Origin of the sequence: Pannonibacter anstelovis, from assembly GCF_036881715.1 — a bacterium.
In the GTDB taxonomy this organism is placed as follows: Bacteria; Pseudomonadota; Alphaproteobacteria; order Rhizobiales; family Stappiaceae; genus Pannonibacter; species Pannonibacter anstelovis.
In genome coordinates, this window is the sequence record NZ_JBAKBF010000001.1 from 606085 (window position 1) to 630642 (window position 24558).

The following is a 24558-nucleotide window of genomic DNA, read 5'->3' on the forward strand; positions in this document are numbered from 1 at the left end:
TGATACACTATTGATTTACATCAATGCAGGTGTTACGCAAGTGGAAACTGCGGCTCAAAAGGGGAGTATGATGACCGTTGTTCCCGTGACCTCCGCCGATCTCGACGCATCCGAAGTGTCCTGGTTTGCGGCCCTGTGCTCCGACGATTACGCCTATCTCGGCGTACCGGACGGCAGCCTTCGCTCCAGCTGGGAGCACTGCTCCTCCATCGTGCAGAAGGCGGAAAGCCTTGGCTTCCGCAACATCCTGTGCCCTTCGTCCTATCAGGTGGGACAGGACACGCTGAGCTTCGTAGCCGGCTGCGCGCCCATCACGGAGCGCATCAACATGCTGGCGGCCATCCGCTGCGGTGAGATGCAGCCCATCATGCTGGCGCGCACGGTCGCAACGCTCGATCACATGCTGAAGGGCCGCCTGACGCTCAACGTCATCAGCTCGGACTTCCCCGGCGAAGTGGCTGACAGCGCCTTCCGCTACCGCCGCAGTCATGAGGTGGTTCAAATCCTGCGCCAGGCCTGGACGCGCGAGACCATCGACCATGAGGGCGAGGTCTATCAGTTCAAGGGCGTTTCGACGGAACCGGCGCGCCCCTATCAGCAGAACGGTGGCCCCCTGCTCTATTTCGGCGGCTACTCGCCGGATGCGCTGGAGCTGTGCGGCGCGCAGTGCGACGTCTATCTGATGTGGCCCGAGACGAAGGAGCAGCTGGCAGAGCGGATGAAGGCCGTACATGCGCGCGCCGCCGCCCATGGCCGCACGCTCGACTATGGCCTGCGCGTCCACATGATCGTCCGCGACACGGAAGCCGAAGCACGCGAATACGCCGAGCATCTGGTCTCGAAACTCGATGACGAATACGGAAAACTGATCCGTGACCGTGCGCATGACTCGATCTCGCTGGGCGTTGCCCATCAGGCCCGCGCGCGGGAGCTGGCCGACCAGTTCGGCTATATCGAGCCGCATCTGTGGACCGGCATTGGCCGGGCCCGCTCCGGCTGCGGTGCGGCGCTCGTCGGCTCAACCGATCAGGTCTTGTCGGAGATTGAATCCTACCGGAAGATGGGCATCCGCGCCTTCATCTTCTCCGGCTATCCGCATCTGGAGGAAGCCGGTCACTTCGGAACCAAGGTCCTGCCCGAACTCAAGACCTGTTCCCTGCCCCATGAATATGGCCGTGTGCCAAGCGAAACGCCCGCCACTCCGCTGGGCGTGGGAGAACGCCGCTGATGAACCGCATTGATCTCACCAAAGACCTGAGCTTCAGCCGCATCGTCTACGGCATGTGGCGCATCGGCGACGACAGCAACACCAGCCCGGCCCATGTCCAGGCCAAGATCGAAAGCTGTCTGGCGCAGGGCATCACCACGCTTGATCAGGCCGACATTTATGGCGGCTACACCGCAGAGGCGATCCTGGGCGGCGCGCTGAAGGCATCTCCGCAGCTGCGCGATAAGGTGGAACTCGTCACCAAGTGCGGCATTGTCGCGCCGGTTGGCCGCTATGCGGACCGCCGCGTGAAGTATTACGACACCACCGGAGGCCACATCACGGCTTCCGTCGAAGCCTCCTTGCGCGACATGGGCACGGACCGGATCGACCTTCTGCTGATCCACCGTCCCGACCCGCTGATCGATCACGAGGAAACCGGCAAGGCGCTGGATGGCCTCGTCGCGTCGGGCAAAGTGCGCAGCGTTGGCGTTTCCAATTTCCGCCCCTGGGATTTCTCGCTGCTGCAATCGGCGATGAGCAGCAAGCTCGTCACCAACCAGATCGAGATCAGCCTTGTGGCAACCGAATGCTTCATCAACGGCGACCTGGCCTATCTGCAGGAACGCGCAATCGCCCCCATGGCCTGGTCACCGCTGGGCGGCGGCTCGCTGTTCGGCGAGGACAACCGCCAGCTTCTTACAGCGCTGGAGCGGGTCGGTGAGGCGCAGGGCGTCGATGCCACCGCCGTTGCGGTAGCATGGCTGCTGCGTCATCCGGCACGGATCATCCCGGTGATGGGCACCAACAACATCGAGCGGATCGGCAAGATCGGCGATGCAGCCAAGGTGGAAATGGACCGTCAGACCTGGTTCGAACTCTACACTCTCGCCATTGGCAAGGACGTTCCGTGATGATGGCAGCAAACGGGCACCTCTCCGGACGGGATGAGCGGCTGTTCGTGCCGGGCACGGAAACATCGCGTGAGTTCCGCACTGCGCTGGGCACCTTTGCCACTGGCGTCACCGTGGTGACAGCCATGGGCGGTCAGGGCCCCATGGGCATGACCGCCAACAGCTTCACCTCGCTGTCGCTTGACCCGCCGCTGGTGCTCTGGTCGCCGGCGAAAAGCTCATCCAAGCACGGCGGCTTTACCACCGCCGCGCATTTCGCCATCCATGTGCTGGGCGAGGAACAGGACGGGCTCAGCGCCTGCTTCACCCGGGGCGGCTCTGCCTTCGACGGGCTGGCATGGGAACTGAATGCGGAAGGTGCACCGGTCATCCCCGGCACCCTCGCCCGCTTCGAATGCGCCCTGCACGCCGTTCACGATGGGGGGGACCATTCCATTGTCATCGGACGGGTGCTACGCGTAGCACAGCGCGATGGCGCACCGCTTTGCTTCTCGCAGGGCGCTTTCGGACGGTTTGCCAGAATGACCTGAGATACCAGGCCATTATGGTGTGGCAGCCGCGCCGGGAGACCGCGGCTGGTGGGAGGAAAATGATGGGTTTCATTCTGGCAACCGCCAGATACCTGGGCCTTGTCAACGGCGCGGCGCTGGCCGCAGGCCGATGGATCGGGGCGGGCTGCGTCGGGCTGATGGTCATCATCATCCTGATCCAGGTGTTTTTCCGTTACGCGCTCAACGATGCACCGGCCTGGACGGAGGAAGCCTCTCGCTTTCTCATGCTCTGGATGACTGGCCTTATGGTGCCCACGGCTTTCCGCCGGGGCGGCTTTGTCGGCATCGACATGCTGGTGATCCTGCTGCCGCGTCTCGCGGCCGCAGTGCTCAATCTCGTGCTGCTCTTCCTGATTGCCGGCCTCCTGTTCTACGCCACACGGCTGGGCTGGAAGGAAGTCACTGGTATTGGCGGCCGTTTTGCCATGTCGGCCATTGCCGTGCCTGTGTCGCTGGACTTCTCCGCCTGGATGAAGGTCCCGCGCGCCTGGATGATGGCATCGCTCGCGGTTGGCTGCACGGCCATGTTCAGCGTCTGCATCGAGCTGATCCTGCGCAGCCTCATCACCCTGATGGGCGGTGAACGCCAGCTGGCACCGATCACTGAAACTCAGTCTTTGGGAGCGGAGTGATGCTCAGTCTTTTCCTGCCGCTCTTCCTCCTGCTGCTGTTCCTCGGCCTGCCCGTGGTCTTCGGCCTCATCATGGCGCCCGCCGCCCTGCTCTGGGCCAATGGCCAGGAACGCGAAATCGCCCTGCTCTACCGCAATGTCTACAACGGCATGGACAGCTTCCCGCTGATGGCCATTCCCTTCTTCATGCTCGCGGGCGAGCTGATGAACCGGGCCGGCATCACCATGCGCCTCGTGGAATTTGCACAGGCCATGATCGGCCATCTGCGCGGTGGCCTGGCGCATGTGAACATCATGTCATCCATGCTCTTTTCCGGGCTCTCCGGTTCGGCGGTTGCAGATGTCTCGGCGCTGGGTTCCATGCTGATCCCGGCCATGGAGAAGCAGGGCTACACCCGGCGCTTTGCCGCCGCCGTGACCGCCGCCTCCTCCATCATCGGCCCGATCATTCCGCCTTCCGGCATCATGATCATCTATGCCTATGTGATGAACCAGAGCGTTGCAGCCCTGTTCCTTGCGGGCATCGTGCCGGGCATTCTCATTGGCCTCAGTCTGATGGTCATCGTCTGGCTGGTCGCCGACAAGGAGAACCTGCCTGCCGCCACCGCCCGCGCCTCTTGGAGAGATAGAGGGAAAGCCAGCCTCTCGGCCTTCTGGCCGCTGCTGACGCCGGTGATCATTCTCGGCGGCATCCTGGGCGGTGTCTTCACACCAACGGAGGCCTCGGCCATTGCTGCGGGCTACGCCTTCTTCATCGGCCTTTTCGTCATGCGCACGCTGAAGGTACGCGAGATCCCCGACGTGCTGATGCGCGCCGGCATGACCTCCGCCGTGGTGCTGCTGCTGGTGGGCGCGGCCATGGCCTTCAAGACCGTCGCCAGCCTTGCCCACACGCCGGAACTGCTGGCAGAGATCATCCTCGGCCTCAGCAACAATCCGCTGGTGCTGCTGTTCCTGATCAATATCCTGCTGTTCATCGTCGGGATGTTCCTGGATGCAGGTCCCGCCATCATCATCCTGGGCCCCATCCTTGGTCCGATCTTCACCTCCATGGGCGTGGACCCGATCCATTTTGCCATCATCATGGCGGTGAACCTGACCGTTGGCCTGCTCACCCCGCCCATGGGCCTTGTGCTCTTCGTCACCTCGTCCGTCTCGGGCTTGAGGGTGGAGACCATCGCACGGGCAACGCTGCCGTTCCTGGCGGCGGAAGTGGCCGTGATCTTCCTGATCACCTACTTCCCCGCAATCTGCCTCACCGTACCCCGCCTTCTGGGGTTCGTGAACTGACTTGAGTGAAAGGGAGGAACTGGAATGCTCAAGGCACTTCTGAAAACCGTGCTGCTGGCCAGCACGCTGTCCATGGCCACCATGGCACAGGCCGCAGACATCACCCTGCGCGCCACTGCCAATTCCAACGAGAATGACGAGGACTATGACGGCCTCGTCGTCTTCAAGAACTACGTCGAGAATGCCTCGAACGGCGCCATTGCCGTAGAGCTGTTCATCGGCACCCAGCTCTGCGCCACAGGCGAGGAATGCCTTCAGGGCGTCGCCGACGGCAACATCGACATCTACATCTCCACCTCCGGCGGTGCGGCGGGCCTCTTCCCCTATATCCAGGTGCTGGACCTGCCATATCTCATGAGCGACGACCGGGTGGCCGAAGCCGTGCTGACCGGCCCCTTCACCCGCGAACTGCGCGCCAAGGCACTGGCCGACAGCGGCAACGCCATTCGTCTGATGACCATCGGCAACACCGGTGGCTGGCGCAACTACGCCAACACCAAGGGCACGGTGAAGACCCCTGCAGATCTCAAGGGCCTGAAGATGCGCACCGTGCCGGCCGACCTGCCGCAGCAGGTGGCAACCGCCGTCGGCGCTTCTCCCACGCCCGTTCCGTGGCCGGAACTCTTCACCGCCCTGCAGACCGGCGTTGTCGAAGGCACGGCCAATGGCATCACCGACATCATGAACATGAAGTTCACCGATGCGGGCGTGAAGTACATCACCCTGGATGGCCACTCCTACATGGGCGCCTTCTGGTGGATGTCGAACCAGCGCTTCCTGTCGCTGACGCCGGAACAGCGCAAGGTGGTGGCTGATGGCTTCGCTGCTCTGCAGCAGGCCACCTTCGCCAGCCCGAAGCGCAAGGAAATCGCCGCCTATCAGGACTTCCTGAAGGCTGGCGGCGAAATCTACGTGCCGACGGCCGAGGAAAAGGCCGCCTTCAAGGAGGCTGTTGCCCCGGTGTTCGACTGGTTCAAGACCAACGTGACAGGCGGCGAAGAAGTCTTCACCATGTTCACCACCGCCGTTGCCGAAGCCGAAGAAATCGTCAACGCGGAGCGTGCCGCCGAAACGGCTGACTGATATATAATCCAGCAGGACGGAGCCCGCTCCGTCCTGCTTCCCGGGGCAGCAATTCAGCTATGGCCGCAGAAGCCAAAGCGCAGAGACGATCCCGCCACAACAGCCGCGGCAGTCCCCGGAGCAGAGATCCCTTCATCTGCACTCAAAAAAAACGGCCCGAATTAAACAACGGCTCTCAAGACAGGCACCGGCCAATCCGGTGCGTCTCTTTTGCGCCAAATCCTGAAGGTTCACGCCATGGCCACTCCAGATCAGGCCTTTCCTTCCGTAAAAGACGGAGAGACTTCGCTTGCAGCGCGCATGCGCCTGCGTTTCCCAGGCCTTTCCATCGCCGTGCTGATCGCGCTCGCCTCCGCCTTCCTGTCGGAGCATTACGGCGCGCCGGCCATGCTGCTGGCGATCCTGATCGGCCTCGCGCTGCATTTCCTCTCCGATGATCCGCGCATGCTGCCGGGGCTGGAGTTTGCAGCAAAAAGCCTCCTGCGCGCCGGGATCACGCTGCTCGGCCTCAGGATCAGCCTCGGCATGTTTGCCGATCTCGGGCTGCCGATGCTGCTGGTACTGGCCGCTGCCGTTGCCCTGACCATCGGCTTCGGTATGGCCGTCTCGCGCCTCTTCGGGCAGGAAAGCCGCTTCGGACTGCTCACGGGCGGCGCGGTCGCCATCTGCGGAGCGTCTGCCGCCATGGCCATCGCCGCAGTGCTGCCACGCAAATCGGCCCACGAAGCCGAGCGGGACATGGTGTTTGCCGTCTTCGGCGTCACGATGATGTCCACACTCGCCATGATCGGCTATCCCATTCTGGCGTCAGCTCTGGGCATGAGCGATGAAGTCACCGGCGTCTTCCTCGGCGCAACGATCCACGATGTGGCGCAAGTCGTGGGCGCAGGCTTCTCCGTCTCCGAGACAACCGGCGACATGGCCGTGCTGGTGAAGCTGATCCGCGTCACCATGCTGGCGCCCGTGGTGCTGCTGATCGCCCTCGCCTTCCGCCGCTCCGTGCCCTCCGATGCCAAGCGCCCGCCGCTGGTGCCGCTGTTCGTCCTCGGCTTTCTGGCGCTGGCCATTCTCAATTCCCTCATCGAAATCCCGGCCTTCGTCGCAGAAGGCGCCAATGCCGCCTCCCGCTGGGCGCTGCTGGCGGCCATCGGCGCAGTCGGCGTCAAAACCTCCCTGCCCAACATCATGAGCGTCGGCCGCCGCGCCATTGCGCTGCTGGTCGCCGAAACCGTCTTCCTCGCAGGCTTCATCCTGATCTGCGTAGAGTTCCTGCCACTCGACCGGCTGCATTAAGGCTCTCCACACTTGCCCTTGCCCGCCAGTTTTGCGAGGGTCACCGTCTGCCGCTCGCAAGGTGCAGACAAGACACCGAAAGCAGGCAGCATGGGAGGGGAGAATGAACACCAGCACGGCACTGGCCAGCGCTGCGCCGAAGACAGGCTTTGATCAGGCGCTGGGCGAAGCCTCGATCCTCGTCATCGATGACGAGCCGGGCATGCGCAACTTCCTCGACCGGACTCTGCGCCCGCGCTGCCGCCATCTGGATCTGGCCGCCAGCGTCGAAGAAGCCACAGGACTGCTGGATGCAGCCCATTTCGATATCGTCATCCTCGACAATATCATGGGCGGGAAGCGCGGCGTTGACTGGCTGGCCGAGCAGCGCGACACCGGATTTCTGCCCGCCGCCATCCTGATCACCGCCTATGCCGACCTTGAGACGGCCATTCAGGCGCTGCAGGCGGGCGCGGCGGATTTCGTGCTGAAGCCCTTCCGCTCCAACCAGATCCTCAATGCCGTGGCCCGCTGCCTCGACCGGATGCAGTTGCAGCGGGAGAACACGGTGCTGCGCCATGAGCTGAAGGCAAGCTCTGACCTTATCCTCCTGCGCGACAAGCTGATCGGCGCCTCCCCCGCCATCGAAGACATTCGCGCCACCATCGCCCGCGTTGCGCCGCTCCCCTCCTCCGTGCTGCTGACCGGCCAGTCCGGCACCGGCAAGGAGGTGGCAGCGCGCATGATCCATGAGCTGTCCGACCGGGCGGCCAAGCCCTTCGTGCCGGTCAACTGTGCGGCCATGCCGTCCGACATGGTGGAGAGCGAGCTTTTCGGCCATGTGAAGGGCGCCTTCACCGGCGCGCAGAACGGGCGTGAGGGGCTGTTCCTGCATGCCCGCGGCGGCACGCTGTTTCTGGACGAGATCGGCGACCTGCCTCTTCAGACCCAAGGCAAGCTGCTGCGCGTGCTGGAAGACCGCAAGGTGCGCCCTGTCGGCGCCGAGCGCGAGCTGCCCGTCGATCTGCGCTTCGTCTTTGCCACCAATGTGGATCTGGAAAAGGCAGTGGCTGAGGGGCGTTTCCGGGCGGATCTCTTCTTCCGCATCAACATCGTCAGCCTGCACATGCCGCCGCTGAAGGAGCGCGGGCGTGATGGGCTCGATCTGGCGGACCTGTTCATGCAGAAGCTGTCGCAGCAGCTCGGCACCCCGCCGCTGCCGCTCACCGAAGAGGTGCGCCGGGCGATTGCCGCCTATGACTGGCCGGGCAATGTGCGCGAGCTGCGCAACTTCATCGAGCGCAGCCTGATCCTTGGCCGCTTTCCGCCGGACTTCCTGCGCACCGCGCAAACGCCCGTTACCGGCGGGCACGCCAATGCGGCACCGCAGGCCGATGGCACGCTGACACTGGCCGATATGGAGCGCAGCCACATTCTGGGCACGCTGGAGCGCTGCGGCGGCGACAGGGATGCAGCCGCGAACCTTCTCGGCATCTCCCGCAAGACCATCGACCGGCGGCTCAGGGACTGGAATGTCTGACCCTGCCGCGCCTCTGGAGCGCGTCCGCCCGTCCCGCTCCGTCCGCTTCCGCCTGCTGGCGATTGCGCTTCTGCCCATGCTGGTCATCGTGCCGCTGGTGGCCGGCGGCATCATGCTGCGCTGGAATGCCAAGTTCAGCGAGGTCTTGATCAACAAGGTGAGCGCCGATCTCACAATCGCACGGCAGTATCTCGCAAGGCTGATGGAAACCAACGGCGAGCGGCTGACCGCCATCGCCCAGTCCGCCCGCTTCCAAAGCGCCGCCTCCGGCCCGGCACTGGCGGATCTGCTGGCGCAGGAAAAGACCACCCTCGGCCTCGACTATCTCTATCTCACCGATACCTCAGGCGCGCTGATTGCCGCCAGCAGCCCGGACCTGCGGCTGCCGGAGCAATCCTCCCCGGTCATCGCCAGCGCGCTGGAAGGCACCGCCCGCACTGGCATCACCATTCTCTCCGGCCCTGATCTTGAACGGTTGTCGCCGGAGCTTGCGGCGCGTGCCAGGCTCGACATCGTGCCCACCGCCAACGCCGCCCCCAGCCCGCGCAAGACCGAAGACCGGGGCATGGTCATTCTGGCTGCCACCCCGGTCACGCTTGCCGATGGCCGCAAGGCCGCGCTCACCGGCGGCCTGCTCCTCAACCAGAACCTCGTCTTCATCGACACGATCAATGATCTCGTTTACCGGCAGGGCAGCCTGCCGGAGGGCAGTGAGGGCACGGCGACGCTGTTTCTCGATGACGTGCGCATCAGCACCAATGTGCGCCTGTTCGAGGGCAAGCGCGCGCTGGGCACGCGGGTGTCGGATGCCGTGCGCAAGACCGTGCTGGATGACGGCATCACCTGGCGGGCCAGCGCCTTCGTCGTCAACGACTGGTACGTCTCCGCCTATGAGCCGATCCTCGACAGCGAGGGCCAGCGCGCCGGCATGCTCTATGTCGGCTTTCTGGAAACGCCCTTCACCCAGGCCCGGCAGCAGACGGTGCTGCTGGTCGTCCTTGCGCTTCTGGCCATCGGCACCATCACCGTGCCCATCTTCCTGCGCTGGGCACGGGCGATCTTCCGCCCGCTGGAGAAGATGGCCGGCACCATTTCCCGTGTCGAGGCAGGCGACATGGGCGCCCGCACCCACGCCCCCCAGCCGCAGGGCGGCGGGGCCGGTCAGGACGAAATCACCCGCGTCGCCCATCTGCTCGATCACCTGCTGGATCTCGTTCAGGAGCGGGATGCCGCCCTGCGCCAGTGGAACGAACAGCTCAACGCCCGCGTCGCCGAGCGCACCCGCGAGCTGGAACAATCCAACCTGCAGCTGGAAGCCGCCACCCGCCAGCTCATCGTTTCGGAAAAGCTCGCTGCCATCGGCGAAATCACCGCAGGTGTCGCCCATGAGATTAACAATCCGGTCGCCGTCATCCAGGGCAATCTCGACGTGCTGCGGCAGGTGATGGGCGACCGTGCGGTCGAAGCTGCGACCGAGTTCCGCCTGCTGGACGAGCAGGTCCACCGCATCCACCTCATCGTCACCCGCTTGCTTCAGTTTGCACGGCCGGAGGAATTTGCCGGCTGGACCGAACGCACAGATCCTGCCGAAGCCCTCGAAGGCTGCCTGCCGCTGGTGCAGCATCTTCTGAAAAAGGCCGATGTCAGCGTCACGCTGGAGCCCTTCTCCACCCGGCAGGTTCTCATCAACCGCACCGAGCTTCAGCAAGTCCTGATCAATCTCATCGTCAATGCCGTCCACGCCATGCCCGATGGCGGACGGTTGCGGCTGGCCTGCGAGGACGCGGAAGAATCCGGCCATTCCGGCGTGCGCTTCACGGTGGCAGACACCGGCACTGGCATGAGCGCCGAAGTGCAGGCCCGCATCTTCGAACCCTTCTTCACCACCCGCCCCGCTCCCGGCACTGCCCCCGGCAGCAATTCCAGTTCCGGCTCCAGCGCCACCGGCTCCGGCCTTGGCCTGTCCATCTGCCAGAAACTCGTCGAACGCCAGAACGGCCGCATCACCGTCCAAAGCACCCCCGGCGAAGGCACGACCTTCATGATCTTCTTGCCGGAGGCGGTGTGAGGCGCGCCCCCAAGACCCTCTGTCCGGACAAGCTGTCCCTGAGCCTCCCAAGTTGTCCGGCACGACGGGCGGAAGCTGGAGGTAGACGCTGCGGCAGGGACTGGAGAGCAAGGTGCGCGCCCCCCGTACCGGCACATTCTGAGGGATCGCTCCCCAGCATCACTCAGTCGAATTAATCATATTATTTCAGATAGTTAACCAGAAGGCCACGCAGACCGCTGGCGCAGCTGCACCTGATGCACACCCCGCCTGCCCTTCAATTCCCTCCATGCCCCGGCAACTGGCACGCTTCTGGCTAAGTAATTTGCTGGGGAGAGGCGGCCTTCGAGGAGGAACGGGGGCTGGGGTCCGGAAGATGGCTGTTACAGGCCACTGGTCCGCCGTGCGAAGGCGCCCTCCAAGGTTCCCCTGTGCAAGGGGCTCTCGGGAGGAGACAGGAATGACCACAACCACCGGCGTCGAGGGCGGGTACTCCGAAGGAGGACTGCTCGACCGGGAACGCATCATTGCAAAACCCGGATTCAACCGCTGGCTCGTGCCGCCAGCAGCGCTTGCCATCCATCTGTGCATCGGCATGGCCTATGGCTTCAGCGTGTTCTGGCTGCCGCTGTCACGTGCCATCGGCATCCAGCAATCCGTCACCTGCGAGGGCATGAGCCTCGTCACCGCGCTCTTCACCGCCTCCTGCGACTGGCGCGTGGCGGATCTGGGCTGGATCTACACCCTCTTCTTCGTCTTCCTCGGCTGCTCGGCGGCCATCTGGGGCGGCTGGCTGGAAAAGGCCGGGCCGCGCAAGGCGGGCGTCGTCTCCACCTTCTGCTGGTGCGGCGGCATTGCCGTGGCAGCGGTGGGCGTGATGACGCATCAGCTCTGGCTCATGTGGCTGGGCGCAGGCGTCATCGGCGGCATCGGTCTTGGGCTGGGCTACATCTCGCCCGTCTCCACCCTGATCAAGTGGTTCCCGGACCGGCGCGGCATGGCGACCGGCATGGCCATCATGGGCTTCGGCGGCGGCGCCATGATCGGCGCACCGCTGGCTGACCGCTTGATGCGCTACTTCGCAACGCCGGAAAGCGTTGGCGTGTGGGAGACCTTCCTTGTCATGGCGGCGATCTACTTCGTCTTCATGCTGGGCGGCGCCTTCGGCTACCGTCTGCCGCCGGCCGGCTGGCGTCCGGAGGGCTGGACCCCGCCGCAGTCGAAGGCCACCACCATGATCACACAACACCATGTGCATCTGAGCAACGCGCACAAGACGCCGCAGTTCTGGATGATCTGGATCGTGCTCTGCATGAACGTCTCGGCGGGCATCGGTGTGATCGGCATGGCCTCGCCCATGCTGCAGGAGATCTTCTCCGGCAAGCTGATCGGCCTGCCCGAACTCACCTTCACCGATCTGTCGGGCGAACAGAAGGCTGCCATTGCGGCGATTGCCGCAGGCTTCACCGGCCTCCTGTCCCTGTTCAACATCGCAGGCCGTTTCTTCTGGGCCTCGCTGTCGGACCGGATCGGGCGGAAGAACACCTATTTCACCTTCTTCCTGCTCGGCATCGTGCTCTATGCCCTGGCCCCGACGGCGGCACAGCTTGGCAACCAGCTGCTGTTCGTCGCCATCTTCGCGGTAATCCTGTCCATGTATGGCGGCGGCTTTGCCACGGTACCGGCCTATCTCGCCGACATCTTCGGCACCCAGTTCGTCGGGGCCATCCATGGCCGCCTGCTGACGGCCTGGGCAACGGCCGGCATCCTCGGCCCCGTGGTGGTGAACTACATCCGTGAAGCGCAGATCAATGCCGGCATCCCCCGCGCGCAGGTCTATGACTTCACCATGTATATCCTCTGCGGCATGCTGCTGATCGGCCTCATTGCCAATGCGCTCGTCCGGCCACTGGACAAGAAGTGGTACATGTCTGACGCGGAAGTCGCGGCCCTGCAGGCCAAGGCCCGCACGGCGGATGCCAACATCGCCCATGGTTCCTTCGGCATCGGCAAGGGCGGGCTGGACGCCAAGGCGGCACTTGCCTGGGCCGTGATGGTCATCCCGATCCTCTGGGGTGTCTGGATCACGCTGGAAAAGACCGCCGCCCTCTTCGGCTGATGCTTTTTCCTGCTAGAACAGGCTGGCCGGGCGCTTTCTGCCCGGCCAGTTCCAAAAGACTGGAACTGCTGTGACCCTGCCGGTAGCGGACCCATGATCGACAAGCTGGAAATGTTCATCGCCCTTGCCAACGAGCAGCACTTTGGCCGCGCCGCCGAAGTGATCGGCGTGACGCAACCAACCCTTTCATCTGCCATGAAGCAGCTGGAAGATCAGCTGGGCGTTCAGCTTATCCATCGTGGTTCCCGGTATCAGGGGCTGACGCCGGAAGGCGAAAAGGCATTGGAATGGGCGCTGCGCATCGTAGCCGATGCCAGGGCGCTTAAGGCGGACATGCGGCAGGCGCGATCGGTCCTGTCCGGCAATCTGCGCATCGGGGTCATCCCCACGGCCCTGCCGATGGTGACGGACCTTTCCGTGCCCTTCACCGAGCGCCACCCCAATGTGCGCGTCTCCATCCTGTCGCGCACCTCTGCCGAGATCCTCGAACAGCTTGAACGGCTGGAGCTGGATGCCGGCATCACCTATCTCGACCCGCCGCCCGCCCGCCGCCTGACAGTGGCGCCGCTCTACCGCGAGACCTACCGGCTGCTGTGCCGCGCCAGTTCGCAGGTTGCGCGCCGGGGCTCGCTGACCTGGGCTGAGGTCGGCACCCTGCCCCTCTGCCTTCTGTCCGGCGATATGCAGAACCGGCGCATCGTGGACCGTTACCTGCAGGAAGCTGGCATCAGCTCCATGCCGATGGTGGAATCCAATTCCATCATCGTGCTGGCCTCGCATGTCATGACCGGGCGCTGGGTTTCCGTGGTGCCGGAAAAGCTCGCCGTGCATTTTCTGGACCGCAAGGATCTGGCTGCCGTGCCCATCACCGCAGACCTGCCGGAAGACACGATGCCGGGGCAGGATGTCGGCCTTGTCATCGCGCACCGCGAGCCGCTGACGCCCATGCTGGCGGCGCTGCTCGATCTTGCCCGCAAGTACAATGCAGCTCTGGGAGGAGGCTGCAACGATAGAAGGTTTCAATCAGCTGACGAATAGCCGGAATTGAAGTGGGAGAGATTCCGCATAACATGTGGAATTGAGAGGAGAAACGCATGACGGCACATTTGTCTGCCGCCACGATTCGTTCCCTGACGCAGGACATCGTGACGACGCACCAGGCTCTGGAAGGGCCGCTTTTGCCCATTTTACACGCTGTTCAGGAGGCCTTCGGCTACGTGCCGCAGGACGCCCTGCCCGTGATTGCAGACGGTCTCAACCTGTCGCGCGCGGAAGTTCACGGCGTGATGAGCTTCTATCACGACTTCCGCCCGGAACCTGCGGGCCGCCACGTGCTGAAGGTGTGCCGGGCCGAGGCCTGCCAGTCCATGGGCACCGATGCGCTGGCCGAAAAGCTGAAACAAAGGCTTGGCATTGACTGGCACGGCACCACGAAGGACGGTGATGTGACGCTGGAGCCGGTCTACTGCCTCGGCCTTTGTGCCCAGAGCCCTGCCGCCATGCTGGATGGTGAGCTTTACGCCCGGCTGGATGATGACGGCATTGACGAGATGCTGGGAGGGATCGGCAAATGACCGTGACCGTTTTTGTCCCCCGCGATGCGGCAGCGCTGGCCGTAGGCGCGGACAAGGTCGCCGCTGCCATTGTGCGCGAAGCCGCCGCCCGCAATCTCGATGTGACCATCATCCGCAACGGCTCACGCGGCATGCTGTGGCTGGAAACGCTGGTCGAGGTGCGCACCCCGCAGGGCCGCATGGCCTATGGTCCGGTGAAGGCCCCGGATGTGCCGTCCCTGTTCGATGCCGGCTTCCTGACCGGCGGCGCACACCGGCTCGCTCACGGCCTCACCTCGGAAATTCCTTTCCTGAAAGGCCAGACACGCCTCACCTTCGCCCGATGCGGCGTTACTGATCCCCTGTCGCTGGAGGACTACCGCCACTACAAGGGCCTCAAGGGCCTTGAGGCGGCCGTTGCCATGGCGCCAGCCGATATCGTGAAGCAGGTCACCGACAGCGGCCTGCGCGGGCGCGGCGGAGCCGGTTTCCCGACCGGCGTCAAGTGGAAGACCGTCGCGGACGCCAAGGCGGACCAGAAGTACATCGTCTGCAATGCCGACGAAGGCGACAGCGGCACATTTGCTGACCGGATGATCATGGAGGGTGATCCCTTCGTGCTGATCGAGGGCATGGCCATTGCCGCCATCGCCGTGGGCGCCACAAAGGGTTATATTTACACCCGGTCCGAATATCCGCACGCGATCGCGGTGATGCAGGAGGCGATCGAGATTGCCCGGCGCGAGGGCATTCTGGGCGCTTCGGTGCTGGGCTCGCCGCATGCTTTCGACATGGAAGTGCGCGTCGGTGCAGGCGCTTATGTCTGCGGCGAGGAAACCTCGCTTCTGAACAGCCTGGAAGGCAAGCGCGGCATTGTGCGCGCCAAGCCGCCTCTGCCTGCGCTGGAAGGCCTGTTCGGCAAGCCGACGGTCGTCAACAACGTCATGTCGCTGGCCTCGGTCCCGGTCATCATGGACCGTGGCGCCCAGTTCTACCGCGACTTCGGCGTTGGCCGTTCCCATGGCACGATCCCGATCCAGCTGGCCGGAAACCTGAAGCATGGCGGCCTTTACGAAACGGCCTTCGGTCTGACGCTCGGCGAGCTGGTGAATGACATTGGCGGTGGCACGATCACCGGCCGCCCGGTGAAGGCGGTGCAGGTGGGCGGTCCGCTGGGTGCCTATTTCCCGCAGGATCTCTTCGACACCATCTTCGACTACGAGGCCTTTGCCGCTGCCGGCGGCCTCATCGGCCATGCGGGCATCGTCGTCTTCGATGACACCGTGGACATGCTGGCGCAGGCACGCTTTGCGATGGAATTCTGCGCCATCGAATCCTGCGGCAAGTGCACCCCCTGCCGCATCGGCGCGGTGCGCGGCGTGGAGACGGTGGACCGGATCGCCCGGGGCGATGCCGCCGCCATTCCGCTGCTCGAAAGCCTGTGCAACACCATGAAGGCCGGGTCGCTCTGCGCCCTGGGCGGCTTCACGCCCTACCCCGTCATGAGCGCCCTGACCCATTTCCCCGCAGATTTTGACAGGATGAAGGAGGCCGCGGAATGAAGGACTCCCGTTTGCTCGACCGTGATTTCGGCACCCCCGCCGCCCGGTCCGAAAAGATGATCACCCTGACCGTCGATGGCTTCGAGGTCAGCGTGCCGGAAGGCACCTCCGTCATGCGTGCAGCATCCGAAGCGGGCATTTCCGTGCCCAAGCTCTGCGCCACCGACATGCTGGATGCCTTCGGCTCCTGCCGCCTGTGCCTTGTGGAGATCGAGGGCCGCGCCGGGACGCCAGCCTCCTGCACCACGCCGGTGGCGCCGGGCATGGTCGTCCACACCCAGACCGGCAAGCTGAAGGACCTGCGCAAGGGGGTGATGGAGCTTTACATCTCCGACCACCCGCTCGACTGCCTGACCTGTGCCGCCAATGGCGATTGCGAGCTGCAGGATATGGCCGGTGCCGTGGGCCTGCGCGATGTGCGCTATGAGGCCGTGGACACCCATTTCCGCGCCCGCAACGCGGGCGGCGATGTCAATCCGCAATGGCTGGCGAAGGACGAGAGCAACCCCTATTTCACCTATGATCCGTCCAAGTGCATCGTCTGCTCCCGCTGCGTGCGGGCCTGCGAGGAAGTTCAGGGCACCTTCGCGCTGACCATCGAGGGCCGTGGCTTTGACAGCCGCGTCTCGGCGGGCATGATGAGCGACACGTTCCTCTCCTCCGATTGCGTCTCCTGTGGTGCCTGCGTGCAGGCCTGCCCGACGGCGACGCTGCAGGAAAAGAGCGTGATCGAGATCGGCACGCCCGAGCGGGCTGTGGTCACCACCTGCGCCTATTGCGGCGTCGGCTGCTCCTTCAAGGCGGAAATGCGCGGCGACGAGCTGGTGCGCATGGTGCCCTACAAGGACGGCAAGGCCAACCGTGGGCACAGCTGCGTCAAGGGCCGCTTCGCCTGGGGCTATGCCCAGCATCAGGACCGCATCCTCAAGCCGATGATCCGCGAGGCGATCACCGATCCCTGGCGGGAAGTGTCCTGGGACGAGGCGCTGGGCTTTGCCGCCGCCCGCATGAAAGCCATTCAGGAAAAGCATGGCCGCCAGTCGGTCGGCGTCATCACCTCTTCCCGCTGCACCAATGAGGAAACCTATCTGGTGCAGAAGCTGACGCGCGCCGTGTTTCGCAACAACAACACGGACACCTGCGCCCGCGTCTGCCATTCGCCCACCGGCTACGGCCTCGGCCAGACGTTCGGAACCTCTGCGGGCACGCAGGACTTCGACAGCGTCGAGGACACGGATGTCGTCATCGTCATGGGTGCCAACCCGACGGACGGCCACCCGGTCTTCGCCAGCCGCCTGAAGAAGCGCCTGCGCCAGGGCGCAAAGCTGATCGTCATCGATCCGCGCCGCATCGATCTGGTGAAGTCGCCGCATATCAAGGCCGCGCATCACCTGCAGCTGAAGCCCGGCACCAACGTGGCCGTGGTTTCCGCCATCGCTCACACCATCGTCACCGAAGGCCTGTTTGACGAAGCCTTCATCCGCGAGCGCTGCGACTGGGACGAGTTCCAGGACTATGCCGAATTCATCTCCGATCCACGGCACAGCCCGGAAGAGACTGCGGCGCTGACCGGCGTTCCGGCGGAGGAGCTGCGCGCTGCCGCAAGGCTTTATGCACGCGGCGGCAACGGGGCGATCTATTATGGCCTCGGCGTCACCGAACACTCGCAAGGCTCCACCACGGTCATCGGCATCGCCAACCTTGCGATGATGACCGGCAACATCGGCCGCAAGGGCGTCGGCGTGAACCCGCTGCGCGGGCAGAACAATGTGCAAGGCTCCTGCGACATGGGCTCCTTCCCGCATGAACTGCCCGGCTACCGCCATGTGAAGAACGACCACGTGCGCGAGATCTTCGAAAGCCTGTGGGGTGTGGAACTGGACAAGGAACCGGGCCTGCGCATTCCCAACATGCTGGATGCCGCTGTCGATGGCACCTTCAAAGGCCTGTACTGCCAGGGTGAGGACATTCTCCAGTCCGACCCGGACACCAAGCACGTGGCAGCCGGCCTTGCCGCCATGGACTGCGTGATTGTGCATGACCTGTTCCTCAACGAAACGGCCAATTACGCCCACGTGTTCCTGCCCGGCTCCACCTTCCTGGAGAAGGACGGCACCTTCACCAATGCCGAGCGCCGCATCAACCGCGTGCGCAAGGTGATGGCCCCGAAGAACGGCTATGCCGACTGGGAAATCACCCAGATGCTGGCCAATGCGATGGGCGCCAACTGGAGCTACACCCACCCCTCGCAGATCATGGCGGAAATCTCGCTGACGACGCCGTCCTTCGCCGGCGTCAGCTACGAGAAGCTGGAGGAACTTGGCTCGGTGCAGTGGCCCTGCAACGAGAAGAACCCGGAAGGCACGCCCTTGATGCATATCGACGGCTTCGTGCGCGGCAAGGGCAAGTTCATCCGTACCGAATATGTGGCAACAGACGAGCGCACCGGCCCGCGCTTCCCGCTGCTGCTGACCACGGGCCGTATTCTGAGCCAGTATAACGTGGGTGCCCAGACCCGGCGCACCGCCAACACGGTCTGGCACGCGGAGGATCTCTTGGAAATCCATCCGCATGATGCGGAAAACCGGGGCCTCAAGGATGGTGACTGGGTGCGCCTTGCCAGCCGCTCGGGCGAAACGACCCTGCGCGCCAAGGTGACGGACCGGGTGTCGCCGGGCGTGGTCTACACCACGTTCCACCATCCGGACACGCAGGCCAACGTCATCACCACCGACTTCTCGGACTGGGCCACCAACTGCCCCGAGTACAAGGTCACGGCGGTGCAGATCAGCCCGTCCAACGGCCCCTCCACCTGGCAGGAGGACTATGCCGCGCAGGCTGCCCAGTCCCGCCGCATTCTTCCGGCGGCCGAATGAGCAGGACCAGTGCCAGCATCCCGCGGCTGCGCGTTTCGCGCGGCCGCAGCGGCAAGGGGGAGCGCAGGCTGCCGGCGGAAGTGCCGGTGGCCCTTTCCTACAATGGCTCCACCCACGCCGTGATGATGGCAACCCCGGCGGATCTGGAAGACTTCGCCTATGGCTTTTCGCTGAATGAAGGCATCGCGGAGCCGGACGAGATCCGCGAGCTTGAAGTTGCGGAAACGGAAGACGGCATCGACCTTCGCATCTGGCTGAGCGAGACCGCAGGCAGCCGCCACAACGACCGGCGGCGCACCGTCACCGGGCCGGTGGGCTGCGGGCTCTGCGGGCTCGACAGCCTGAAGGCCGCCCGCCGCCCGCTGCCCCCGGTGCCGGATACGGGCTTTGCCATGAGCGAAGCGGAGGTGCTTGCCGCTGCCGCACGCCTTACCGCCCATCAGCCGCTGCAAGACGAAACCCGCGCCGTACATGCCGCCGCCTTCTGGCAGGGCGGACAGATCATCGCTGCGCGTGAGGACGTTGGCCGCCACAATGCACTGGACAAGCTGACCGGCGCGCTGCTGCGGCAGGATACAGGCCAGAGCCGCGCCGGAGCCTTCATCATCACCTCGCGCATTTCCATCGACATGGTGCAGAAATGCGCGAGCTTCGGCGCGCCCGTGCTCATCGCCGTCTCCGCCCCAACGCTGGCCGCAGTGGACCTCGCGGAAGACAGCGGCATCACGCTGGCAGCGCTTGTGCGGGCGGACAGTTTCGAGATTTTCACCCATCCCGACCGGATCAAGATTCAAGAGGACGCCCATGTCGCCTGACAAGCTCGTCTACATGGCCAACCAGATCGCCAAATTCATGGAAACCAAACCGCACGCCGAAGGCGTCGAGGGCGTTGCGTCCCACATCAATGATTTCTGGGAACCACGCATGCGCCGCCAGTTCTTCGAAATCATCGACACCGGCGGCGAAGGCCTGCGCCCGCTCGTGCTGGAGGCTTCCGCAAAGATCAGAAGGCCGCAGTAACACCAACTCACCTGGCGCGGGGGCGGTTCCAGTTCATGCCTGCAAGGCGGGGGTCTGCCTCAAAGACCGTGGCTGAAAACTCAAGACCAAGTCTCGGAAACTCACAAAGCGCCTGCCCGCCGTTGGGGCCGATTCGAATGCGCCAGGTCTGACGCTCGGAGGGCTGCGGCTGCGCAAAGGCACTGCATGTCAGCACCGCAAGATTGGCCCCTCCTTTCGGATCGCGGACAGAGGCGTAACGGATGATCCCGGCGCCAATGGCGCGCGCCTCATCTGCCAGATCCTGACAGGGGGCATAGTTCACAGGATGCGTCCAGACAGCATGGTCTGCTGCGAGAGCCCCCTGCATCAGGTCAATCGCGACGGGTGTATTCACCTTCACGGAAAAGGCCGTGTATTCAGCTGCATCATCGGGAAAGGGCGTGTCCGGGCTCTCCGCATAAAAGCAGAACCGGTAAAAGACGATTTCCGCTGCAGCTGTCTCCGGCGCTTCCGCGCCATACCAGACACCCTCTGTCAGGCCAGCCCGGCGGAAGCGTGAACCGTTTGGATAGGGGCGGTACCGGAACGGCGTTGTCAGAAGATAATCAAGTCCCCGGCAAACATCCGGCAGGGGCGGCTTGCTGAGTTCGAGAATCTCTTCAAGCGCGGCCTGTTCCGCCAGACTATCGACGAGCTTCAGCGTCGAAACACGATGCTGAGCTTCAACGAACCGCCAAGCCAGCCCTTCATAGGGGCGAGCCTCAGAGCGGAGCGCGTCTTGCGTCCAGATAGGCGGTGACATCGACAAGCCCCTGTATCTGCATCATACGGTCAACCGGCTTTGCAGCCAGTGCCGTATTGTGGGCAGTCAGCCAGCGCCTCGCCACAGCTTCATCACCTCCGGTAATCGCATCCAGCGAACGGAAGGCACGAACAAGAAGCACGGCAAGCTCGAAAGGCTTCGTACCCGGCTCCAGCAGACTTTCGCCACGCTTCCAACGCGACACGGTTGCCTCGGACACGCCGACGATATCGGCCAGCTGACGGCCAAGAAGACCAAGCCTTTCAGCCGCACGCAGCGCAGCCTTGGTCAGCACGGCACCGGCCTCGGGCTTTTGCACGATCTGGTGAACAAGCGCCATGAGCAGCTCCTTTCTGAAGAAAGAATAACATCAAATTCTTTCTTCAGAAAGAGCCCGCCTCACCTCACCCGCGAGGACACATCAATCTCCCGCTGCCATTCACGCCACATGGCCACCAGCAAGGCCATCAGCACAGGGCCGACGAAAAGGCCGACGATGCCCATGGTCTTCACCCCGCCGATGAGCCCGAAGAAGGTGGGCAGGAACGGCAGTTTCACCGGACCTCCGACGAGCAGCGGGCGGATGGTCTTGTCGACGATGAAAAGCTCCGTCGTGCCCCAGAGGAACAGAGCGACGCCTGCAACCGTGGACCCGCTGGCCACCAGATAGGCCGACACCAGTGTGAAGGAGAGTGGCGCGCCGCCGGGGATGAGCGCCATGAAGCCGGTGATGACGCCAAGCGTGACCGGTGACGGCACCCCGGCAATGGCATAGGCGATGCCGAGGATGATGCCCTCGCCGATGGCGATCAGCGTCATGCCGGTAACGGTGGAGCTGATGGTGGCGGGGACAACGCGGGACAGCCGGTCCCAGCGCTCGGGCAGGATGCGCTGGCCCACCCGGTCGATCTGCGCGGCGATCTTCTCTCCGTCCCGGTAGAGGATGAAGAGGGCAATCAGCATGAAAACGAGCGTCAGGGCCAGATGGAAGACCAGTGTACTTGCCGTGAGGATGCCACGATAAATGGTGCCGATATTGGCGCCGCTGACAAGCTGGATGAGCTCACCGATCGCACCCGGATGGCCGATATACTTGTCCCACTGGATGGTGAGCCAAGGTCCCACCTGCGGCAGGTTGGCAATCCAGGCCGGCACCGCCTCGCCATTCTGGTTCACCGCGATGGCCCAGCTGATCCAGGACTGGGATTCGCCAATTGCATAGACCATGGCATAGGTGACCGGCGCGACGATGAAGCCGATGATCATCAGCACCATGAGGCTGGCAGCCAGAATGCGCCCGCAAGCAAGGCGCCGCTCGATCAGCCGCAGCAGCGGCCAGCTGGCAAAGGCAATCACGGTCGCCGCCAGCACCGGAACAATGAAGCCGTGAAAGAACCAGATGGAGGCCGCCAGAACAAACAGCAGCAGCCACCGCGCGGCAGCCATATCAGTAATCAACGGGCGGCGTACACGCGCGGTCACATCCTGTGTGACTGCCACGTTTTCCTTCACTGAATGATCCATGACGGAATCGGGTCCGATCTCTTCCTGCTCCGGCGTCCCGGCCGCCCATTGCGGGCCTTGCTGCGTGCCATTTTCCCCGCCCGCGCAATTTGCCGCCGCCTCGTGCGGGAAAGATGGCAAATCGCGGTGCCGATTGCCACCTTCCATCACCCTTTTGGGTCAAAAAAATCCATTGAGTGCAAATGATTGGTCAACTTGCCGTGGCCCGGCTCTGCTCCCGCCCTGCACTGGCCCGTCTTTCCGCTGGGCAGCCTGCCGCCTTTTTGCTCTGCACTCGCCTTCGAATGAGGCGGCAGGGGCTCGCCAGTCCCCGGCTTTCCGGGCTAAGGTGGCGCGAAAGGCCCGCCAGGGGCCTGCCTACCTTCGAGAGAATTCATGTCCGGCTATTTCGCTCCCCAGGGCGGCCTTCCGTCCCAGACGGCCCTTCACACGGGCCGCGCCCTTTTTACACCCGCTTATGCCGTCATTCCCAAAGGCGTGTTTTCCGACATCGTGACGTCGTACCTCCCAGGCTGGACGGGCCTGCGCTGCTGGATCATTGCACGGCCGATGAGCGGTTTCTCAGAGACCTTCAGCCAGTATGTCATGGAACTGCAGCCCGGCGGCGGGTCCTCTGCGCCAGAGCCGGACGCGCAGGCGCAAGGCGTACTGTTCGTCACCGAAGGCACGCTCAGCCTCACCGTCGATGGCACCACCCACATCATGGAGCCTGGCGGCTTTGCCTATCTGCCGCCGGAAAGCGGCTGGACGCTGACCAACCCCGGCAGCGCAGCGGCCCATTTCCACTGGGTGCGCAAGGCCTATGAGGATGCCCCCGGCATCGCCCGGCCCAGGGCCTTCGTCACCAATGAAAAGCTGATCGCGCCCGTGGCCATGCCCGGCACCAATGGCGCCTGGGCCACCACCCGCTTCGTCGATCCGTCAGACCTTTCCCACGACATGCATGTCAATGTGGTCACCTTTCAGCCGGGCGGGCTGATTCCCTTTGAAGAGACCCATGTCATGGAGCATGGGCTCTACGTGCTGGAGGGCAAGGCCGTCTACAAGCTCAATCAGGACTGGGTGGAAGTGGAAGCGGGCGACTTCATGTGGCTGCGCGCCTTCTGCCCGCAGGCCTGCTATGCGGGCGGGCCCGGCCGTTTCCGCTATCTGCTCTACAAGGACGTGAACCGCCACGCGAAGCTCTCCGGAGTGCTTGGCCGATGACATGGGCCGCTGAAACGGCATCCGGGGCACCCCTGCCCCGGATCGTCACCGAGCAGCTAACGGCAGAGGCCTTCCGACCGTTCGGGGACGTGCTGGAAGCAGAGGGCGCACCGGACCGGCTGATCAATCAGGGCCTCTGCGGCCGTTTTCATGACCGGGCACGGCTTGATTTCGGGCCGGACGGACGGGCGGGCATCTCCCTCTTCAAGGCTGAACCGCGTGCCTTGCCCTACCGGCTGGAAATGCTGGAGCGGCATCCGGATGGCAGCCAGGCCTTTGTGCCGATGAGCCTGACGTCCTTCCTCGTCATCACCGCCGAAGACAAAAATGGCCGCCCCGGCACACCACGCGCCTTCCTCACGCAGCCCGGTCAGGCCATCAACCTTTTGCGCGGCACTTGGCATGGGGTGCTGACGCCGCTGGAGGCGCCTGGCCTCTTTGCCGTCTTCGACCGCATCGGCACCAGCGCCAATCTGGAAGAGCACTGGCTCGACACGCCCTTCGAGGTCACACGCGGCTGAGCGGATACCTTCCGCCGCCAAATCTGAGCGCAGCGTTTTCCAGTCTTTTCATGTCTTCCCCCGCCGCCTTCTTCTACCGTGGTGAATGAAACGTCACCACGGTTTGGAGAAGTGTAAGCAACAGAGGCTGATTCCAAATCGCTTTCGGCCGAATCCTGCTTAAGCAGATGTGAATTTTACATCTGGTTAGAGTCTTGTTTGAATTGCATTAAGTTAAAGTTTTAACGGCCCTTTCAGTCCGCCCAGGCAGTATTTCCTTCAAGGACGCAGGCAATCTCCGCAAAGACGGAGCCGCTTCCAGACCAAGGCACATAGAAGCCTCAAAGAGCGCCGGGCCGAAGTCATCAACAGGGACGACGACAAAACACTGCAAGGGCAGGACCACCGCAAAGCGGGGTTTGAAGACAGGGACCGCAAAATGGCACGTTTTGAAATGCATCAGGCCGACATGGCCATCATGGGCGGCACCGCCCCTGGCGCCTCGGCCGCCATCCTGTTCCAGATGGGCCTTGATTGCGCCGCCGGGCGCACCGGCACTGCCGATCTCGTCAGCGCCCACAAATGGTTCAATCTTGCCGCCATGAAAGGCAACACGGAAGCTGCCCGGTACCGCAAGGAAATCTCCGGCGAAATGACCGCCGCCGACATCGCCACGGCCCAGCGCCTCGCCCGCGAATGGCTGCGCCTGCAGTGACGCTCGCAACCGGACAGCACCTTCCGGCCAAAGCGGCTGGCGTACCGGCAAAGCATATTCACTCCAGCATCCAGTGACGGGCTGACTGCAGTTCCGCGTCAGCCCGCCCTTTTCAGCCCGTCTTGCGCCCGCAAGACACGAGTTTTCCCCAACCCGCTGAACCG

At 63.8% G+C, this 24558-nt stretch carries 22 protein-coding genes; 19 read left to right on the forward strand and 3 right to left on the reverse strand.

Going from position 1 to position 24558, the window contains the following annotated elements:
* Nucleotides 1-70: 70 nt before the first annotated feature.
* The 16 genes from V6L75_RS02690 (at nucleotide 71) to V6L75_RS02765 (ending at nucleotide 19665) form a co-directional block, all read left to right on the forward strand.
* Entirely contained in the window at nucleotides 71-1228 is a 1158-nt protein-coding gene (locus V6L75_RS02690; RefSeq protein WP_334249965.1) for an LLM class flavin-dependent oxidoreductase, read from the forward strand.
* Nucleotides 1228-2121 carry an aldo/keto reductase gene (locus tag V6L75_RS02695; RefSeq protein WP_334249966.1) on the forward strand — a complete coding sequence of 298 codons (894 nt, stop codon included), beginning with the start codon at nucleotides 1228-1230 and terminating at the stop codon, nucleotides 2119-2121. Before V6L75_RS02690 ends, V6L75_RS02695 begins: the two co-directional genes overlap by 1 nt.
* Nucleotides 2121-2651 (forward strand): flavin reductase family protein, encoded by a 531-nt coding sequence (locus V6L75_RS02700; RefSeq protein WP_334249967.1) that lies wholly within the window; start codon nucleotides 2121-2123, stop codon nucleotides 2649-2651. Before V6L75_RS02695 ends, V6L75_RS02700 begins: the two co-directional genes overlap by 1 nt.
* A gap of 62 nt (nucleotides 2652-2713) precedes the next feature.
* Nucleotides 2714-3304, forward strand: coding sequence for a TRAP transporter small permease (locus V6L75_RS02705; protein WP_334249968.1), 591 nt, complete (start codon nucleotides 2714-2716; stop codon nucleotides 3302-3304).
* A complete protein-coding gene (locus V6L75_RS02710) occupies nucleotides 3304-4593 on the forward strand; it encodes a TRAP transporter large permease (RefSeq protein WP_334249969.1) in 1290 nt (429 codons plus the stop codon). Before V6L75_RS02705 ends, V6L75_RS02710 begins: the two co-directional genes overlap by 1 nt.
* Before the next feature lie 24 nt (nucleotides 4594-4617).
* Nucleotides 4618-5676: a TRAP transporter substrate-binding protein gene (locus V6L75_RS02715; protein WP_334249970.1), complete on the forward strand. Its 1059-nt coding sequence runs from the start codon at nucleotides 4618-4620 to the stop codon at nucleotides 5674-5676.
* A gap of 237 nt (nucleotides 5677-5913) precedes the next feature.
* Entirely contained in the window at nucleotides 5914-6969 is a 1056-nt protein-coding gene (locus V6L75_RS02720; RefSeq protein ID WP_425498651.1) for a YeiH family protein, read from the forward strand.
* A 103-nt stretch (nucleotides 6970-7072) separates the two neighbouring features.
* The gene (locus tag V6L75_RS02725) at nucleotides 7073-8488 is read left to right on the forward strand and encodes a sigma-54-dependent transcriptional regulator (protein ID WP_334249972.1); all 1416 of its coding nucleotides are present in this window, start codon (nucleotides 7073-7075) and stop codon (nucleotides 8486-8488) included.
* The gene (locus V6L75_RS02730) at nucleotides 8481-10556 is read left to right on the forward strand and encodes a sensor histidine kinase (protein WP_334249973.1); all 2076 of its coding nucleotides are present in this window, start codon (nucleotides 8481-8483) and stop codon (nucleotides 10554-10556) included. Before V6L75_RS02725 ends, V6L75_RS02730 begins: the two co-directional genes overlap by 8 nt.
* Before the next feature lie 439 nt (nucleotides 10557-10995).
* Complete coding sequence (locus V6L75_RS02735) at nucleotides 10996-12654, forward strand: OFA family MFS transporter (RefSeq protein ID WP_334249974.1); 1659 nt, start codon at nucleotides 10996-10998, stop codon at nucleotides 12652-12654.
* A 93-nt stretch (nucleotides 12655-12747) separates the two neighbouring features.
* Nucleotides 12748-13692, forward strand: coding sequence for a LysR family transcriptional regulator (locus V6L75_RS02740; RefSeq protein ID WP_334249975.1), 945 nt, complete (start codon nucleotides 12748-12750; stop codon nucleotides 13690-13692).
* Between the two features lie 56 nt (nucleotides 13693-13748).
* The gene (locus tag V6L75_RS02745; protein WP_334249976.1) at nucleotides 13749-14228 is read left to right on the forward strand and encodes a formate dehydrogenase subunit gamma; all 480 of its coding nucleotides are present in this window, start codon (nucleotides 13749-13751) and stop codon (nucleotides 14226-14228) included.
* On the forward strand, nucleotides 14225-15769 hold the full coding sequence (locus tag V6L75_RS02750; protein ID WP_334249977.1) for a formate dehydrogenase beta subunit: 1545 nt from the start codon (nucleotides 14225-14227) through the stop codon (nucleotides 15767-15769). Before V6L75_RS02745 ends, V6L75_RS02750 begins: the two co-directional genes overlap by 4 nt.
* Nucleotides 15766-18645, forward strand: a complete 2880-nt coding sequence (gene fdhF, locus V6L75_RS02755) for a formate dehydrogenase subunit alpha (RefSeq protein ID WP_334249978.1) — start codon at nucleotides 15766-15768, stop codon at nucleotides 18643-18645. Before V6L75_RS02750 ends, fdhF begins: the two co-directional genes overlap by 4 nt.
* A complete protein-coding gene (fdhD, locus tag V6L75_RS02760) occupies nucleotides 18642-19460 on the forward strand; it encodes a formate dehydrogenase accessory sulfurtransferase FdhD (RefSeq protein WP_334249979.1) in 819 nt (272 codons plus the stop codon). Before fdhF ends, fdhD begins: the two co-directional genes overlap by 4 nt.
* On the forward strand, nucleotides 19450-19665 hold the full coding sequence (locus tag V6L75_RS02765) for a formate dehydrogenase subunit delta (protein WP_334249980.1): 216 nt from the start codon (nucleotides 19450-19452) through the stop codon (nucleotides 19663-19665). Before fdhD ends, V6L75_RS02765 begins: the two co-directional genes overlap by 11 nt.
* A 7-nt stretch (nucleotides 19666-19672) precedes the next feature.
* On the opposite strand, the gene V6L75_RS02770 is transcribed toward V6L75_RS02765, so the two are convergent.
* From V6L75_RS02770 to V6L75_RS02780, 3 genes are read right to left on the reverse strand one after another with little or no spacing between them, the layout of a single operon-like run.
* Nucleotides 19673-20449: an RES family NAD+ phosphorylase gene (locus V6L75_RS02770; protein WP_334249981.1), complete on the reverse strand. Its 777-nt coding sequence runs from the start codon at nucleotides 20447-20449 to the stop codon at nucleotides 19673-19675.
* On the reverse strand, nucleotides 20409-20789 hold the full coding sequence (locus V6L75_RS02775; protein ID WP_334249982.1) for an antitoxin Xre/MbcA/ParS toxin-binding domain-containing protein: 381 nt from the start codon (nucleotides 20787-20789) through the stop codon (nucleotides 20409-20411). The genes V6L75_RS02770 and V6L75_RS02775 overlap by 41 nt, the downstream gene beginning before the upstream one ends.
* A 59-nt stretch (nucleotides 20790-20848) precedes the next feature.
* Nucleotides 20849-21973, reverse strand: coding sequence for an AI-2E family transporter (locus V6L75_RS02780; RefSeq protein WP_334249983.1), 1125 nt, complete (start codon nucleotides 21971-21973; stop codon nucleotides 20849-20851).
* A 375-nt stretch (nucleotides 21974-22348) separates the two neighbouring features.
* On the opposite strand from V6L75_RS02780, the gene V6L75_RS02785 reads away from it, so the two are divergent.
* The 3 genes from V6L75_RS02785 to V6L75_RS02795 all read left to right on the forward strand — a co-directional run bounded on the left by V6L75_RS02785 (nucleotide 22349) and on the right by V6L75_RS02795 (nucleotide 24394).
* Entirely contained in the window at nucleotides 22349-23179 is an 831-nt protein-coding gene (locus tag V6L75_RS02785) for a bifunctional allantoicase/(S)-ureidoglycine aminohydrolase (RefSeq protein ID WP_334249984.1), read from the forward strand.
* Nucleotides 23176-23700 (forward strand): ureidoglycolate lyase, encoded by a 525-nt coding sequence (locus tag V6L75_RS02790; protein WP_334249985.1) that lies wholly within the window; start codon nucleotides 23176-23178, stop codon nucleotides 23698-23700. Before V6L75_RS02785 ends, V6L75_RS02790 begins: the two co-directional genes overlap by 4 nt.
* Nucleotides 23701-24118: 418 nt before the next feature.
* Nucleotides 24119-24394 carry a hypothetical protein gene (locus tag V6L75_RS02795; RefSeq protein WP_334249986.1) on the forward strand — a complete coding sequence of 92 codons (276 nt, stop codon included), beginning with the start codon at nucleotides 24119-24121 and terminating at the stop codon, nucleotides 24392-24394.
* Nucleotides 24395-24558: the final 164 nt, after the last annotated feature.